The sequence below is a fragment of the Devosia sp. 1635 genome (assembly GCF_013185955.1).
Classification (GTDB): Bacteria; Pseudomonadota; Alphaproteobacteria; order Rhizobiales; family Devosiaceae; genus Devosia.
Genome location: NZ_JABAOM010000002.1, coordinates 914312 through 930106, shown reverse-complemented (window position 1 = coordinate 930106; position 15795 = coordinate 914312). Strand labels below are relative to the sequence as shown.

12 protein-coding genes and 1 pseudogene are annotated in these 15795 nt (G+C 64.6%); 12 read left to right on the top strand and 1 reads right to left on the bottom strand.

Annotation, left to right across the window (positions count from 1 at the left end):
• Positions 1-35: 35 nt before the first annotated feature.
• Both HRU92_RS11265 and HRU92_RS11260 read left to right on the top strand, forming a co-directional pair.
• Positions 36-1436: an amidohydrolase family protein gene (locus HRU92_RS11265; RefSeq protein ID WP_172124382.1), complete on the top strand. Its 1401-nt coding sequence runs from the start codon at positions 36-38 to the stop codon at positions 1434-1436.
• 89 nt (positions 1437-1525) lie between these two features.
• On the top strand, positions 1526-2452 hold the full coding sequence (locus tag HRU92_RS11260) for a Ku protein (RefSeq protein ID WP_172124380.1): 927 nt from the start codon (positions 1526-1528) through the stop codon (positions 2450-2452).
• 42 nt (positions 2453-2494) lie between these two features.
• Here the strand turns inward: HRU92_RS11260 and HRU92_RS11255 are convergent, their stop codons facing one another.
• Complete coding sequence (locus tag HRU92_RS11255) at positions 2495-3481, bottom strand: zinc-binding dehydrogenase (RefSeq protein ID WP_248307071.1); 987 nt, start codon at positions 3479-3481, stop codon at positions 2495-2497.
• 626 nt (positions 3482-4107) lie between these two features.
• Between HRU92_RS11255 and HRU92_RS11250 the strand changes: the two genes are divergently transcribed.
• The 10 genes and pseudogenes from HRU92_RS11250 (at position 4108) to HRU92_RS11205 (ending at position 15681) form a co-directional block, all read left to right on the top strand.
• Positions 4108-5214 (top strand): NAD-dependent epimerase/dehydratase family protein, encoded by a 1107-nt coding sequence (locus HRU92_RS11250; protein ID WP_172124378.1) that lies wholly within the window; start codon positions 4108-4110, stop codon positions 5212-5214.
• Positions 5215-5270: 56 nt separating this feature from the next.
• Positions 5271-6242 (top strand): annotated as a pseudogene (locus HRU92_RS11245) (NAD-dependent epimerase/dehydratase family protein); the annotation flags it as partial.
• A gap of 77 nt (positions 6243-6319) precedes the next feature.
• A complete protein-coding gene (locus tag HRU92_RS11240; protein WP_248307070.1) occupies positions 6320-7453 on the top strand; it encodes a glycosyltransferase family 4 protein in 1134 nt (377 codons plus the stop codon).
• Positions 7454-7462: 9 nt separating this feature from the next.
• Entirely contained in the window at positions 7463-8593 is a 1131-nt protein-coding gene (locus HRU92_RS11235; RefSeq protein ID WP_172124376.1) for a glycosyltransferase, read from the top strand.
• Positions 8590-9681, top strand: a complete 1092-nt coding sequence (locus HRU92_RS11230) for a glycosyltransferase (protein WP_172124374.1) — start codon at positions 8590-8592, stop codon at positions 9679-9681. The genes HRU92_RS11235 and HRU92_RS11230 overlap by 4 nt, the downstream gene beginning before the upstream one ends.
• Positions 9678-10745 (top strand): glycosyltransferase, encoded by a 1068-nt coding sequence (locus HRU92_RS11225; protein WP_172124372.1) that lies wholly within the window; start codon positions 9678-9680, stop codon positions 10743-10745. Before HRU92_RS11230 ends, HRU92_RS11225 begins: the two co-directional genes overlap by 4 nt.
• A 186-nt stretch (positions 10746-10931) precedes the next feature.
• Positions 10932-12539, top strand: coding sequence for a glucan biosynthesis protein G (locus HRU92_RS11220; RefSeq protein ID WP_210258566.1), 1608 nt, complete (start codon positions 10932-10934; stop codon positions 12537-12539).
• Positions 12529-12666 (top strand): hypothetical protein, encoded by a 138-nt coding sequence (locus HRU92_RS11215; RefSeq protein WP_164854880.1) that lies wholly within the window; start codon positions 12529-12531, stop codon positions 12664-12666. The genes HRU92_RS11220 and HRU92_RS11215 overlap by 11 nt, the downstream gene beginning before the upstream one ends.
• A gap of 41 nt (positions 12667-12707) precedes the next feature.
• A complete protein-coding gene (gene mdoH / locus HRU92_RS11210) occupies positions 12708-14465 on the top strand; it encodes a glucans biosynthesis glucosyltransferase MdoH (RefSeq protein WP_172124370.1) in 1758 nt (585 codons plus the stop codon).
• Positions 14452-15681, top strand: a complete 1230-nt coding sequence (locus HRU92_RS11205) for an OpgC domain-containing protein (protein ID WP_172124368.1) — start codon at positions 14452-14454, stop codon at positions 15679-15681. Before mdoH ends, HRU92_RS11205 begins: the two co-directional genes overlap by 14 nt.
• Positions 15682-15795 lie beyond the last annotated feature (114 nt).

Sequence of the window (15795 nt, the reverse complement as noted above, 5' to 3'; positions counted from 1 at the left end):
GGGGCCGAGGGCGGCAGCAAAGGAGCAAGAAGGTCATGACAACGGATGTGCGGGGCGGTGCGGTACTGGGGACTTTCCTGCATGCGCCGGTGCCGGAGCGGCTCGACGTGCTGGCCGATACGCTGATTTGCGTGGACGAGGCGGGGGTGATCAGCGCGGTTTTGCCCCGGTCGAGCCATGAAGGTGAACGGGTTCTGAACGAACTGGGCGAGCGCGTCATCCGACTACCGGATACGCATTATGGTTTGCCCGGTCTGGTCGACCTGCATGTGCATGCGCCGCAATATCCGCAGCTGGGATTGGCGCTCGACGAGCCACTGGAAGTGTGGCTGCAAAAATATACCTTCCCGCTCGAGGCGCAGTATCGCGACCTCGACTTTGCCCGCGAGCGCTATAGCGTGCTGGTGGCAGACCTCCTCGCGGGTGGGACGACCACGGCGCTGTACTTCGCCACGCAGGATCGTGCGGCGACGGAAGTGCTGGCCGATCTGTGCATCGCGGCGGGGCAGCGGGCGCTGATCGGCAAGGTGGCGATGGACGATCCGGCGGCGTGCCCGCCCGATTACCGCGACGAGAGTGCGGAAGCGGCGGTGCGCGATACCCGCGCGGTGATCGACTATATCCGTGGGCATGCCGACAATGGCGAGGGGCGGGTGCTGCCGGTGGTAACGCCGCGCTTTGTACCCTCCTGCACCGATGCGGCGCTCGAGGGGCTGGGGCAGCTGGCGCGCGAATGCGAGTGCCATGTGCAGACCCATTGCTCGGAAAGCGACTGGGCGCACCACTATGCCTTTGAGCGCTTCGGAATCAGCGATGCTGCTGCGCTGGATCGGTTCGGGCTGTTGGGGCGGCGATCGGTGGTGGCGCATGCGCCGTTCTTGTCGGAGGACGATATGGACCTGCTGGTCGAGCGGGGATCGGCGGTGGCCCATTGCGCGCTCTCCAATATCTATTTCGCCAACAGCGTCTTTCCGCTGCGCCAGGCGCTCGAAAAGCAGCTGCATGTGGGGCTGGGGACCGATATTTCGGGTGGGCCCAGTGCATCGATGTGGGAGGCGTGCCGCACAACGGTGCAGGTGTCGCGGATGCTCGAAGAAGGGGTGGATCCGGCGCTGTCCGCGGCCGAGCGCGGCCGTGGCAGTGGACGGGTCGACCTTGTCACCGCGTTTCACCTGGCAACGGCCGGGGGCGGGGTAGCGCTCGACTTGCCGATCGGGGTGTTTGCGGCGGGCTACCGGTTCGATGCGCTCGCCATCGACACCGGGGCGGTGGACGGCGGGATACGCCTCTTCGGGCAAACCGAGCCCGGGGCGGTGTTCGAAAAGATCGTTTATGGGGCCAATCGCAGCAATGTTGCTGGCGTCTGGGTGGACGGGATTTGCCGCGTCGACCGGGGCTGGCGGGAGGGTGCCTGGGGCGGCGGCAATCACGCCTAAACCATTGGGCGCAGATTCATTTTTGGAGTCGGAACGAATCACCGGGCGCGGGATTGAGTCGGCCTGTTAGTGATTCGAGAGTACCCGCCATGCCTGCTTCACGCCCGGCCTGGAGGGGCCAGATCCGCCTCTCCCTGGTCTCGATTGCCGTCGAGCTTTATCCGGCCCAAACCGAAGCACGCACCCGATTCCGAATGATCCACCAGCCGACGATGCAGCCGGTCCACTATGAAAAAGTGGTGGACGGGATCGGCGCGGTCGAGCCCGAAACCATCATCAAGGGTTTTGAATATGAAAAGGGCGAGCATGTGCTGCTGAGCGAAGACGAACTCGACGCGGTCAAGCTCGAAACCAAGCGCACGCTCGAGTTGTCGCAGTTCGTTGAACTGAGCGAAATCGATCCGGTCTATTTCAGCAAGGCCTATTATGTGCAGCCGGCGGACGACCTCGCCGAGGATGCCTATGTGGTGATCCGCGATGCGTTGCAGCAAGGGCAGAAAGTGGGGATCGGGCAGATCACCATGAATGGCAAGGAGCACCTGGCAGCGCTGCAGGCCTCCGGCGAGGGGCTGGTGCTCAATACGCTGCACTATAAGGAAGAGCTCAAGGATGAGCGCGAGTTCTTTGGCCGCATCGACGCGGCGCCCGCCGACGAGGCGGCCGTCAAGATGGCGATGGCGCTGATGGAACGGCAAACCGAAAAATTCGATATCGCCGCCTTCCACAATCATTACGAGGATAGCGTCAAGGAGCTGATCACGGCCAAGCTCAAGACGCATGCCAAGCGCAGCAAGCCCAAGGCGGAGCCGGCCGAGCCCATCAAGGGCAGCAGCAATGTGATCGATTTGATGGCTTCGCTCAAACGCTCGATCGAGCAGGCGCCGGCCCCTGAAGCCAAGCCGACTGCTCCCCGGCGGGCGGCGGCGGCGAAGGCACCCAAGGCGCCTTCTACCTCGAGCAAGGCGCCCGCCAAGCGTGCCCCTGCCAAACGCGCGCCGGCCAAAAAGGCGGGCTAGCGTTCAGCGGGTCAGCAGTGCCCGGCTGGCACAGAAATTGGCTCAGCCAAAGCGGATCAGCGCCTTGAGGAAGCCATCGGGACGATCCCGAGTGGTGTCGAGGGCGGTGTCGAGCTCTTCGAGCGCAAAATCATGGGTGTAAAGGCTCGAGGGATCGAGCTTGCCAGCCATGATGGCATCGGCGGCATCGCGAATGCCCTGAATATAGATCTTGGGGTCGCGCTCATGGGCGTTGATCACGTCGAGCCCGCGCCAGTTCCAGAGCTGCATATTGATCTGGCGCGGCCCATCCTGGTGATAGCCGGCAACGATCAGCTTGCCGCGCTCGCGGGTCAGCTCGGCCGCGAGATCAAGCGGCCATTGCTTGCCCACCGCTTCAATGACGCGATCGCAGAACTGACCATCGGTCAGTGCCTTGACCTGCTCGATGATCTGCCAGTGATCGTTCATCGGGATCACTTCGGCGGCGCCCATGGATTTGGCGATATCGAGGGAATAGGGGCGGCGGGAAATGGCGATGACCCGGGCGCCGGCGCGGGACGCGAGTTGGGTGAGGAGCGCGCCCAGAAAACCGATACCAACAATGGCAACGGTCTGGCCGGGCTGGATGTCGCTGCGCTTGAAGATGTTCATGGCGCAGCCCAGCGGCTCGCCGGGGAAGGGCTGGTTGTCGAGAGCGGCGGGGAGCTTGACCACGGCATCGGCCTCGGCCACGTCGTGGGTAGCATAGCTATGATAGGACAGCGCGGCCACGCGATCGCCGACCGCCAGGCCAGTCACGCCGTCGCCCAGCGCATCGATGCGCCCCCAGCCTTCATGGCCAAGCCCGCCGGGCTCGGTGGGGAACTGCATCCATTCGGGGCCGGCCCAAGGGGTGAGATTGGACGCACAAACGCCGCAGCCTTCGAGCGCCACGCGGACCTGTCCGGGGCCGGGCTGTGGCGCTGACTGGCGATCAATGCGAATGGCTCCGGGACCAGTAACCACTGCGGCCGCCATCTCGGGTGCTGCTGCCTCGATCTCGCTCATGACCTGCCTTTCGGTTGAGTTTCAGGGCGCCCAAAGGGGCGCAATCAGGGGTGTCTTGGTAGCGCAAGGCGGGGCGGTTGTCCGCAAGTTTTGCTGCGGGGGAGCTGCGTCAGATGGGATCGGGGGTGAGCGCGGCAGGCCTTGAGGAGCCAAGTGTTCCGCTGTGGCGGTCGAGCGTGTTGTGGGGCCCGAACCCCCACCCTAGCCCTCCCCTCAGGGGGGAGGGGATAGATGGGGGCGTCCCGAGAGCGGGTGACATGCAGAACGTTATAGAGGACGTTACAGAGAAAGAATCGAGGGCGGGGAGGAAGGTTTCTGACTTACCAATGAACTTAAACGCGCGGTGGATCACTTGGTTCCATCGTTTAGTCTATATAGTAGCTTATAAGTAACTTGGGTTAATCTACCTGCCTGGAGCCGTGCAGATCGGGCTGGTGCGCTTGACCTGAAAGCATCATCTAAGTACATGAAGCTGAGGCAGCTTTGCTGCTGCGCTGGTTTCCTTGGCGGCGATTTTCCGGTTCATGCAGCCCCTCAGGGTTGCCCGGTTGCCGCAATCGGGGGAAACTGGCTTTGGTTGTTCTTTTCTGCCGAAATCTCGGCGGATCTTCAAGCGTCAGGTGCACATGACTCACGTTCTTATCACTGGTGGTTGCGGCTTTATCGGCCGGTATGTGGCGCAGGAATTGCTGGCCAATAATTACCAGGTGCGCGTTCTGGACGCGATGATCGACCAGGTGCATGGGGATGCGGCAGCGCCAACCCCCGCCGGGGTCGAGGTGATCCGCGCCGATGTGCGCGACAAGGATGCGGTGAACGCGGCGCTCGAGGGCATCGACAGCGTCATCCACCTGGCCGCCGAAGTGGGCGTGGGCCAGTCCATGTATGAAATCGCCCGCTATGTCGGTGGCAATGATCTCGGCACCGCGGTGCTGCTGGAAGCCATGATCGATCGCCCGATCAAGCGCATCGTCGTGGCCTCCTCGATGAGCGTTTATGGCGAAGGCGTTTATGTCGGCTCCGAAGGGCAGCGCTTCGAAAGCATTCGCCGCCGCGCCGCCAGCGTCAAGACCGGCGCCTGGAACCCCACGGGCCCCAATGGCGAAACCCTGACGCCCGCGCCCACGGACGAGCAAAAGCCGGTGGACCTGGCCTCGATCTATGCGCTGACCAAATATTCGCAGGAACGGCAGGTGCTGATCTTTGGCGAGGCCTATGGGGTCGACGCCGTGGCACTGCGCCTGTTCAACGTGTTTGGCCCCGGCCAGGCGCTGTCCAATCCTTATACCGGCGTTTTGGCCAATTTCGCCTCCCGCCTCACCAATGGGCAGCCGCCCATGATCTTTGAGGATGGCGAGCAGCGCCGCGACTTTGTGCATGTGCGCGATGTGGCCCGCGCCTTCCGCCTCGCGCTCGAAGGAGCCGAAGCGCCCGGCCATGTCATTAATGTGGGCAGCGGCAATGCCTATACGATTACCCAGGTCGCAACGCTCCTGGCCGAAGCCATGGGCGTGCCCCAGATCGCCCCGGACATCATGGGCAAGGCGCGCTCGGGCGATATCCGCAACTGCTTTGCCGATATCTCCAAGGCGCGCGAGCTGCTCGGCTTTGAGCCGCAGCATCGGCTCGAAGATTCGCTGGGCGAGCTGGCGGACTGGGTGCGCGAGGCGCAGGCGATCGACCGGGGCGCCGAAATGAAGCGCCAGCTGGAGGAGCGGGGTTTGGTTTCGTGACAGCGAGCAAACCACTCAGCGCCAGCGCCATGAGCAAGGCCCCTGCTGCCGGCACCATCGTGGTGGTGGGCGGGAGCGGCTTTGTGGGCTCCAATCTCGCCGACAGCTTTTTGCGCGATGGCGAGCAGGTAGTGGTGCTCGACAATCTCAGCCGCCCCGGCGTCGAGCAGAACCTGGCCTGGCTCAAGCAGAACCATGGCGAGCGCGTGCAGCTGGCACGCGCCGATATCCGCGACCTGACGGCCATCAAACCCGTATTTGCCGACGCCAAGGCGGTGTTTCACCTCGCCGCGCAAACCGCGGTGACGACGAGTCTTGTCGATCCGCTCGATGACTTTGAGGTCAATGCGCGCGGCACGATCAATGTGCTCGAGGCTGTGCGTGCGGCCGGGCGCAATGCGCCGGTGGTGTTTTCGAGCACCAACAAGGTTTATGGCGGTCTCGAGGACATGGCCATGGCCGAAAGCGATGGGCGCTATCTGCCCGTCGACGAGGTGATGCGGGCCCGCGGCGTGTCGGAAGACCGCAAGCTCGATTTCTGCACGCCCTATGGCTGCTCCAAGGGCGTAGCGGACCAATATGTCCTCGATTATGCCAAGAGCTTTGGCTTGCCCACGGCCGTGCTGCGCATGAGCTGCATTTATGGACCGCGCCAGTTCGGCACCGAGGACCAGGGCTGGGTCGCCCATTTCCTGATCCGGGCGCTCAAGGGCGAGGCGATCACGCTTTATGGCGACGGCAAGCAGGTGCGCGATGTGCTCCATGTCAGCGATGCCGTGGCGGCTTATCGCAGTGTTCTGAGCAGTATCGGCAAGGTTTCGGGCCGGGCCTTCAACCTGGGCGGGGGGCCGCGCAATGCGGTCAGCCTCAACATGGTGCTGGCCGAAATCGAGCAGCTGGTCGGGCGCAAGGTCGAGATCGGCTATGGCGACTGGCGGGCGGGCGATCAGCTGTATTTCGTCGCCGATACGGGCCGGCTCGAAGCGGAACTGGGCTGGAGCGCGCGCATGGGCTGGCGCGACGGGATCGTGGATCTGTGCAATTGGCTCGCGCCACAGCACGCCATTGCGGTGCCCAAGGCCAGCCAGCAGCGGGTGCGGGCATAATGGCCGAGGCAATCGGGGCCGCCAATGGCAACAGCACCGGGCCGCAGCCGCGGCGGGTGCTGATGTCGCTGGATGCCGTGGGCGGGGTGTGGCGCTATGCCATGGACCTGGCTTCGGCACTGCGCGAGCAGGGCTTCAGCTTTGTGTTTGCCGGGTTTGGGCCGGGGCCTTCAGTGGCGCAGGTTGAGGAGGCCCAGCGGCTGGGCACGCTGGTGTGGCTCGAAGCGCCGCTGGACTGGACCGCCCAAAACGAGGCGGCGCTGGACGGCGTGCCCGGGCTGATCGCTGCGTTGGCCGAAGAGCATCAGGTGGATCTGGTGCATCTCAACCTGCCCTCGCAAGCCTATGGGCTTAAGCTGGATGTGCCGGTGCTGGTGGTGAGCCATTCCTGCGTCGTCACCTGGTTTGCCGCGGTGCGCAATGGGCCGGTGCCGCTGGACTGGCACTGGCAGCAGCGGCTCAACCGGGGCGGGTTCGACCATGCCGATGCGGTGGTGGCGCCCAGCGAAACCCATGCCGACATGCTGCGCCGCAGCTATGGCCCCATCAAGGGGCTGCAGGTGATCTATAATGGCGCCCATCCGACGCCGTCCGAGATCGACAAGGCGGAACTGGTGTTTGCCGCCGGGCGCTGGTGGGATGATGGCAAGAATGGCCGGGTGCTGGACCAGGCGGCTGAGCACACGGTGTGGCCAGTGGTGATGGCGGGGGCCAATAGCGGGCCCAATGGGCAGTTCCTGGCCATCGAGCATGCCGATCATCGCGGCGAGCTAACCCATGGCGGGGTCAAGGCGCTGATGGCGGAAGCCGCCATTGTCGCGTCGCCCTCGCTGTATGAGCCGTTCGGGCTGGCGCCGCTGGAAGCGGCGGGGGCGCGCGCGGCGCTGGTGCTGGCCGATATCCCGACCTATCGCGAACTCTGGGATGGGGTGGCGCTGTTTGCCGGCCCCCATGACCCCAAGGCTTTTGCCGACCGCATCAACCAGTTGGCGGGCGATCCCGCGCTGCGGGCGGAACTGGCGGCCAAGGGGCAGGAGCGCGCCCAGCGCTTCAGCGTTGCCGCGCAAGCGGGCGCCATGGGCGAGCTTTATCGCCAGCTGTTGTCGGCCGGTGCCGTTGCGGGCCGTGCCTAAGGAATTCTGATGCGTTTTGTTTTTTATACCCACTCGCTGGTTTCCGACTGGAACCACGGCAATGCCCACTTCCTGCGCGGGGTGATGCGCGACCTGGTCCGGCGCGGCCATGAGGCGCTGGCGCTCGAGCCCGAAGACGCCTGGAGCCGGCAGAACCTGCTCACGCAGCAGGGGGCAGGGGCGGTGGATCGCTTTACCAGCGATTTCCCGATGCTGCGCTCCGAGCAATATGGCGCCGGGTTCGACCACGAAGCGGCGCTCGCCGAGGCCGATGTGGTTGTGGTGCATGAATGGACCGACCCGGCGCTGGTGGCGCGGATCGGGGAGTTGCGGCGCGACGGCGCGCCCTGGACGCTCTTGTTCCATGACACCCATCACCGCGCGGTTTCCGCCGAGGGCGATATTGCCGGGCTCGAACTCGAGCATTACGACGCGATCCTCGCCTTTGGCGAAACGCTGCGCGAGCGTTATTTGCGGGCGGGCTGGGGCAAGCAGGTGTTCACCTGGCACGAGGCGGCGGACGATGCGCTGTTCCACCCTATGCCCGAGATAGAGCGGACGCGCGACCTGATCTGGATCGGCAATTGGGGCGACGATGAGCGCACCGCCGAGATCGCCAGTTTCCTCGTCGAGCCGGCGCGCCAGCTCAAGTTGACGGGCACGGTGCGCGGCGTGCGCTATCCCGAAACAGCGCTCGCGGCGCTCAAGGCGGCCGGGCTCGATTATGGCGGCTGGATCGCCAATGCCGATGCCCCGCGCGCTTTTGCGCAGCACCGCGTCGCCGTTCATATTCCGCGCCGCCCCTATGTGCAGAACCTGCCGGGCATCCCGACCATTCGCATGTTCGAGGCGCTGGCCTGCGGCATTCCGCTGATTTCGGCGCCCTGGAGCGATGCCGAGGGCCTGTTCCGGGCGGGCACGGATTTCCTGTTTGCCCGGGATGGCGCGGACATGCAGCGGCTGCTGGCCGAAGTGCTGGCCGACCGCGACCGGGCGGCGGCGCTGGCAACGGCGGGTCTCGAGACCATCCAGGCGCGGCACACCTGCCGGCACCGGGTCGACGAATTGCTGGCCATCCTGGGCCAGCACGGCACCGCCCGCGTTTCCAACCAACTTGCTGCCGGGGAGGCCGCCTCTTGAAAATCGCATTCTATGGCTCGAGCCTGCTGTCCGCCTACTGGAACGGCGCCGCCACCTATTATCGCGGCCTGCTGCGGGCGCTGGCGGCGCGCGGCTACGACATCACGTTCTACGAACCGGATGTGTATGACCGCCAGAAGAACCGCGACATCGATCCGCCGGAATGGTGCAAGGTCGTCGTTTATGAAGGCACGATCGAGGCGCTGAAACAAGCGGCCGCCCATGCGGTGGACGCCGATATCGTGGTCAAGGCGAGCGGCGTTGGCTATGAGGACGATCTGCTGCTCGACGAGGTACTGAAAGCCTCGCGGCCCGGTGCGCTCAAGATTTTCTGGGATGTGGATGCGCCGGCGACGCTGGCCGAGCTGCGCGCCGCGCCCGAGCATCCGCTGCGCCGCGCGCTCGGGCAGATCGATCTGGTGCTGACCTATGGCGGCGGCGATCCGGTGGTTGCGGCCTATAAGGCGGTGGGCGCCAAGGAGTGCATCCCCGTCTATAATGCGCTCGATCCGCAGACCCATCATCCGGTGCCGCCCAATCCGCGCTTCACCGCCGATCTGGGATTCCTGGGCAATCGCCTGCCGGACCGCGAAGCGCGCGTGGAACACTTCTTTTTGGAGCCGGCGGCGCGCACGCCCGGCCAGCGCTTCATGCTGGGTGGCTCGGGCTGGCACGACAAGCCAATGGCCGGCAATATCAACTATATCGGCCATGTGCCGACGGGCGAGCACAATGCGTTCAATGTGACGCCCAAGGCCGTGCTCAATATTTCGCGCGAAAGCATGGCGGCCAATGGCTTCTCGCCGGCAACGCGGGTGTTCGAAGCGGCCGGCGCCGGGGCGTGCCTCATCACCGATTTCTGGGAAGGGATCGAGCTCTTCCTCGAGCCCGAAACCGAAGTGCTGGTGGCGCGCGACGGGCAGGACGTGGCGCAGATCATGGCCGCGCTGTCGCCCGAGCGGGCGCAGGCGATCGGGCAGGCGGCGCTGGCGCGGGTGCTGCGCGAGCACACCTATGACCACCGGGCGGTGGAAGCGGACCGGATCTTCCGGGAGTATAGCGAGCGGGTCGGCGAGGCCGCGCAATGACCGAGCATTTCGATCTGGTCGTTGTCGGGCTGTCTCTGAGCTCGTCCTGGGGCAATGGGCATGCGACGACCTTTCGGGCACTGTTGCGCGGCGTTGCCGCAGAGGGCAAGCGCGTGCTGTTCCTGGAGCGCGACGTGCCCTGGTACGCCAATAACCGCGACCTGCCGGACCCCGACTTTTGCGAACTGGCTTATTACAGCAGCGTCGATGACCTGCTCGCGCGCTTTGGCGCGACGCTGCAGGCAGCCGATGCGGTGCTGGTGGGCTCTTATGTGCCTGAGGGCGTTGCCGCCATCGATGCGCTGTCGAGCCTGGGGCTGACGCGGTTCTGTTTTTACGACATCGACACGCCCGTGACCCTGGCCAAGCTCGACCGGGGCGACGAGGAATATCTGGCGCGCCGGCAGATCCCGCTGTTTGACATCTATTTCTCGTTTTCGGGCGGGCCGGTGCTGACGCGCCTTGAAACCGAATATGGCGCGAAGCGCGCCGAGGCGCTGTATTGCTCGGTGGACAGCAAGCGCTATGGGCCCACTGGCTCGGCGATCCGCTGGGACCTGGGTTATCTCGGCACCTATAGCCCGGATCGGCAGCCGACGCTGGAGCGGCTGCTGATGGAGCCGGCGCGGCAATTGCCGGAGCGGCGCTTTGTGGTGGCAGGGCCGCAATACCCGGCCGAGATCGACTGGCCGGCCAATGTGGAGCGGATCGAGCATTTGCCACCGGCCGAACATGCCGCATTTTACAGCGCGCAACGCTTTACCCTCAATGTGACGCGCGCCGACATGATTGCGGCGGGTTGGTCGCCCAGCGTGCGCTTGTTCGAGGCGGCGGCGTGCCGCACGCCGATCATCAGCGATATCTGGCCGGGCCTGACCGAATTGTTGCCGGAAGGGGAAGCCATCGTGCTCGCCCGCACGAGCGACGATGTGATCGATGCGCTGGAATCGCTGAGTGAAGCGCAGCGCGAAGCCATGGCGGCGAAGGCCCAGAGCCTAGTGCTGGCGGGTCATACCGGAGAAGCGCGGGCGCGCGAATTGCTGGCGGCGCTGGCCTCACTCTAGCGGGCAGGGCAGCGCTTGGCTCACGAAACTGTGTCCTTCTTGCCACAGATTGGGGCTTGCAAACGGGTGTGACGGGTCCGCCCAAGTTATGCCGATGTTGCATATCATCCATGCGTCAACTTTTACGGCTATGCGCCATTCGGAATTTGCCGAAAGAGCATAGAGCCAAACCTATTGGGTACTGAGTTGACGCGTTCACGCCTTGAGCTGCCGAATCGACGCCATTTTCTGCACATCATGGGCGCCGGCCTGGCGCTCCTGTCGACGACTTCGCTTTCGAGCACGGCTTATGCCGCACTCGAGGAGCGGCAGGAATTTGCCTTTGATTTCGACGCGTTCAGCGCGCGCATGAAGGATATCGGCGCAGCCCCTTACCAGAAGCCGGTGTTCAACCTGCCGGAAAGCTTTACCGGGCTGGATTACGACGCCTATCGGCGCATCCAATATCGTGGCGAGCGCGCCAAGTGGGCCGGCGATGACCACGGCTACCAGGTGCATGGCTTCCATCTGGGCTGGTTGTTTGCCGAGCCGATCCGCATCTACGAGATCGAAGGCGGGGTAGCGCACCCCATGGAATTCAGCGCCGACGATTTTGAGTACCACGATACCGAAGTGGATGCCGCCGCCCACGCCCAGCCATTCCCCGGCATAGCGGGCTTTCGCCTCAACTATCCGCTCAACCGCCCCGAAGCCTGGGACGAGCTGATTTCGTTTTTGGGCGCGAGCTATTTCCGCGCGCTGGGGCGGGACAATGTTTATGGGCTGAGCGCACGCGGTGTGGTGCTCAATTCCTGGGTCGAAGGGCCCGAGGAGTTTCCGCGCTTTTCTGAATTCTACCTGCAAAAGCCCCAAGGCGACGAGCCGCTGGTGGTTTATGCCGCGCTTGAGGGCCCGAGCCTTGCCGGCGCTTACCGCTTTGTGTTCACCCCGGGCAGCGACACCAACCAGGCCACGGCCATGGATGTGACGGCGCGGCTTTATTTCCGCGAGGACGTCAAGGAACTGGGTATAGCGCCGCTGACCTCGATGTTCCTTTATGCCGAAGCCAATCGCGCCGGCTTTGACGATTACCGGCCGCAAGTGCATGACAGCAATGGCTTGCTGATCGAGCGCGAGAACGGGGAAGTGCTGTGGCGCGCGCTCAGCAATACCGATGCGCTGGGCAATTCCTATCTGTGGGAAAACAATCCACGTGCGTTCGGTCTTTATCAGCGCGGCCGCGATTTCGAGACTTACCAGGATGCCGGCGCCCATTACGAGCGCCGCCCTTCGGTGCGCATCGAGCCAATTGGCAATTGGGGCGAAGGGACGGTCAGGTTGATCGAAATTCCTTCGACACTCGAGGTGGACGACAACATCGTTTCGTTCTGGATCCCGGCCGAACCCGTTGTGGCGGGGTCGGAACGCGAATTCAGCTACAAGCTGATCTGGGGCGATCTTGATCCGAGTGAAGACGCGCCAATCGCCTATGTCGCCGAAACCCGGGCCGGGCAGGGCGGGGTCTCGGGTGTCGCCAATGCCGCCAATCTGCGCAAATTCGTCATCGACTTCAAAGGCGGTGAACTCGCTGGCATGCCCGAGGACGCGCGTATCGACGTGCTCGCGACCGTCTCGAGCGGCGTGGTGCGCCATTCCGCGCTGTCCAAAGTGCCGGCCAATGGCACCTGGCGGCTGGTGCTCGATATCGAGGCGGACGCTTTGAACCCGATGGAAATCATGGCCTATCTTGTGGGCTCCGGCCGCAAGCTGACCGAAACCTGGCTGTATCAGTGGAGGCCAACCCATGAAGTATGATGGCGACCTCTTCTTTGCCAGCGCCTTGCCTGACGCTCCCCTCCCCATGCCCAAGCAGCAGCTGGAGCGGCGCCGCTCCTTGTTCCAGGCGCTCCGCAATGCCATAACTGCCTTCTCGTGGCTCTGAGGGGAACTGGCGCCAACCATGCGGTTCATGGCTTACCTGCGATGATGAGGCCAGTCCTGGTGCGGGGTCTGGCGCTCCTGGTTGCTGCCGGCTCCAGCTTGTGGGGCGGCTATCTTTTTCTCCAGTATACGGGAGCGGACGGCATTTCGGTGCTCGATCTGGTGCGCGTGGCGCTGGTGGGGCTGAGCGGGTTCTGGCTGGTCTGGGGCGCGACGGCGGCGGTGCTGGGCGTGTTCACGCCGGCGCGGCGGCCCGCATTTGATGCGCGCGCCAAGCCCAAGGGGCTGACCGCAATCCTGGTGCCGATCTATAACGAGGACCCCGTGGCGGTGTTCGCGCGCATTGCCGCGATGAACCGCAGCCTTGTGGCGCTGGGCATCGCGGACCGCTTCCATATCGCCGTGCTCAGCGACAGCAATTCGCTGGAAGCTGCGACGCAAGAAGCGGTGTGGTTCGAGCAGTTGATCCGCGAGCCTGGGGCGGCTGGGCGGATTTTCTATCGGCGGCGCGAGAACAATGTCGGCAAGAAAGCCGGCAATATCGAGGATTTCATCTCCCGCTCCGGCGCCGCCTATGATTATGCGCTGATCCTGGATGCCGACAGCCTGATGGAAGGGGAAACCATTGGCGAGCTGGCGCGGCGCATGGATGCGGACGCGAGCCTGGGGCTGCTGCAGACTGTGCCACGCGTGATCAATGCCAGGACCCTGTTCGGGCGTTGCATGCAGTTTTCGGCCGGCTATCTGTCGCCCGCCTTTGCGCGTGGCGCGGCGCTGATGCAGGGGCGCGAAGGGCCCTATTGGGGGCACAATGCCATTGTGCGGGTAAGCGCCTTTGCCGCCAATTGCGGGCTGCCGGTGCTGTCGGGCAAGCCGCCGCTGGGCGGGCATATTTTGAGCCACGATTATGTGGAAGCCGCGCTCCTGTCGCGCGGGGGATGGACTGTGATGGTCGATCCTGCGCTCGAGGGCTCCTATGAGGAGGGGCCGGAAAACCTCATCGAATATGCCAAGCGCGACCGGCGCTGGTGCCAGGGCAATCTGCAGCATTGGCGGCTGCTGGCGGCGCCAGGGCTGAAATGGTGGAGCCGGTTCACCTTTGTGCAGGGGGTCATGGCCTATATGGCCTCCCCGTTCTGGCTGCTGCTGCTGGCGGCGAGCATTATTGCGGCGGTGTTTCCGCGCCAGCCCATCGTCTTGCCGGCGCTGCCGCAGGCGACCGGTGGCATCTGGGGGCTGGGGCTTGCCGTGGCGCTGGTGCTGGTTCTACCCAAGCTGCTGATCCTGATCCGCGGAATGTTCGACGGGCAGAACCGGCGTGTTGGCGGCACCGGTGTGGCCCTCTTGTCGGTACTCGGGGAGATCGTGTTTTCCACGGTCCTGGCGCCCGTGATGCTGCTGCTGCAAAGCCGGGCGGTGGTGCAGGTGCTGCTGGGGATCGATGGCGGCTGGCCCGCCACGCACCGGGCGCAAACCGGGTTGACGCTGCGGCAGGCCTGGTCCGCAAGCTGGTGGATCGTGCTGACGGGCGTGGTGACGCTGGGGCTGACCCTCGCCCTCGCGCCCGGGGCGGCGCTCTGGCTGGCGCCGGCGATGCTGCCCGCGATCCTTGCGCCGGTGTTGATTGCCGCGAGCTCGCATGCCTCGACGAAATCGAAACTGCCAAGGCTGTTCCGCACGCCGACCGAGCAGTGCATCACCCCTGTGATGAAGGAGCATGTGGCCATCATGGAGCAATGGCAGGGCAAGCCGGAAACGGACCTGACAGCGAGCAAGATCGGCCAGCATGTCCACGCTTGAGCCGGCGGTCAGCCGGACCCAAGCAGGGCACACCTTAAGGACCAGGGGCACTGCGAGCGGAGCGCCGGCGCGGGAGGCGAGTGCCCCCGCCAGCCGGCGCGATCCGCGGCTCGACATGTTTCGCGGCCTGGCGCTGGTGATGATCTTCATCAACCATGTGCCGGGCACGATCTACGAGAATTTCACCAGCCGCAATTTCGGTTTTTCGGATGCGGCGGAAGCCTTTGTGTTCATGTCGGGCTTGGCGGCGGGGCTGGCCTATTCCAATAGCTTCCGCACCGGCTCGTTCTGGGCGGGGCTGGCCAAGGTTTGGGCGCGGGCGCGCCAGCTTTATCTCGTGCACCTGACCATGACGGTGGTGACTCTGGCGATCTTTGCCGCGGGCGCCTTGTGGTTCGGCCTGCCCAATATGTTGCTCACCAACAATGTGGCGGCGCTGTTCAAGCAGCCGCTCGGGGTGATGGTCGGCATTCCGCTGCTGAGCCACCAGTTGGGCTATCTCAATATCCTGCCGCTTTACTTCGTGCTGCTCCTGGCGACGCCGGCGCTGCTTTGGGCCGGGCTGCGCAAGCCGCTCTGGGTGCTGGCGGGCTCGGTGCTGGTCTGGATAGTGGCGGGGCAGTTCCGGCTCAATTTCCCCAGCTATCCCGCCCCAGGCGGCTGGTTCCTGGGGCCGCTGTCCTGGCAGATCCTTTTTATCGTCGGCTTGCTTTCGGGCGCGGCGATGAAAGCGGGGGAAAGCTTTGTACCGGCCAACAAGACCTTGTTCCGGGTGGCGCTCGGCTTTGTGCTGTTCGTGCTGCTGTGGGCGCGCATTCCGGCGCTGGCGGAAGCGGGGCGCGGGGTGTTAGGGGCGCTGAGCCGGGCCGGGCTGCCGTTCTACATCACCTGGTTCGACAAGACCTATCTGGCGCTGCCGCGGCTGCTGCATGCCCTGGCGCTGTTTTATGTCTTTGCCTGCCTGCCCTGTACCCGACAGATCGCGGGGTCGCCCTATGCCGCGCCCTTGCGCTGGATGGGCCAGCAGGGTCTTGCGGTTTTTGCCACCGGCACATTGATCAGCATGGCGCTGCAAACGATCAAGACCGGGGTTTCGCCCGATCCGCTGCTGGATGGGGCCATGTTGCTGGCGGGCTTGGCCATGCAATTGCTGCTGGCCTGGACACTGGTGCAAACAGCCAAGCTGCGGCGCCGGGCATCACCTGCTCCCGCCTGAGTTCTTGGCGAAAGCCGCCGCCGCAGCCTGAGCTCTTGCGGAGCGAATTTCTCGCGGCGGGTGCAAAAGACGCTTTCACGCTCCCTGATCGGCCGTATATCACCGCGCGTGCAG

Coding starts and splice junctions, on each gene's coding strand:
- HRU92_RS11265 (WP_172124382.1), top strand. CDS start 36: ATGACAACGGATGTGCGGGGCGGTGCGGTACTGGGGACTTTCCTGCAT.
- HRU92_RS11260 (WP_172124380.1), top strand. CDS start 1,526: ATGCCTGCTTCACGCCCGGCCTGGAGGGGCCAGATCCGCCTCTCCCTG.
- HRU92_RS11255 (WP_248307071.1), bottom strand. CDS start 3,481: ATGAGCGAGATCGAGGCAGCAGCACCCGAGATGGCGGCCGCAGTGGTT.
- HRU92_RS11250 (WP_172124378.1), top strand. CDS start 4,108: ATGACTCACGTTCTTATCACTGGTGGTTGCGGCTTTATCGGCCGGTAT.
- HRU92_RS11240 (WP_248307070.1), top strand. CDS start 6,320: ATGGCCGAGGCAATCGGGGCCGCCAATGGCAACAGCACCGGGCCGCAG.
- HRU92_RS11235 (WP_172124376.1), top strand. CDS start 7,463: ATGCGTTTTGTTTTTTATACCCACTCGCTGGTTTCCGACTGGAACCAC.
- HRU92_RS11225 (WP_172124372.1), top strand. CDS start 9,678: ATGACCGAGCATTTCGATCTGGTCGTTGTCGGGCTGTCTCTGAGCTCG.
- HRU92_RS11215 (WP_164854880.1), top strand. CDS start 12,529: ATGAAGTATGATGGCGACCTCTTCTTTGCCAGCGCCTTGCCTGACGCT.
- mdoH (WP_172124370.1), top strand. CDS start 12,708: ATGATGAGGCCAGTCCTGGTGCGGGGTCTGGCGCTCCTGGTTGCTGCC.
- HRU92_RS11205 (WP_172124368.1), top strand. CDS start 14,452: ATGTCCACGCTTGAGCCGGCGGTCAGCCGGACCCAAGCAGGGCACACC.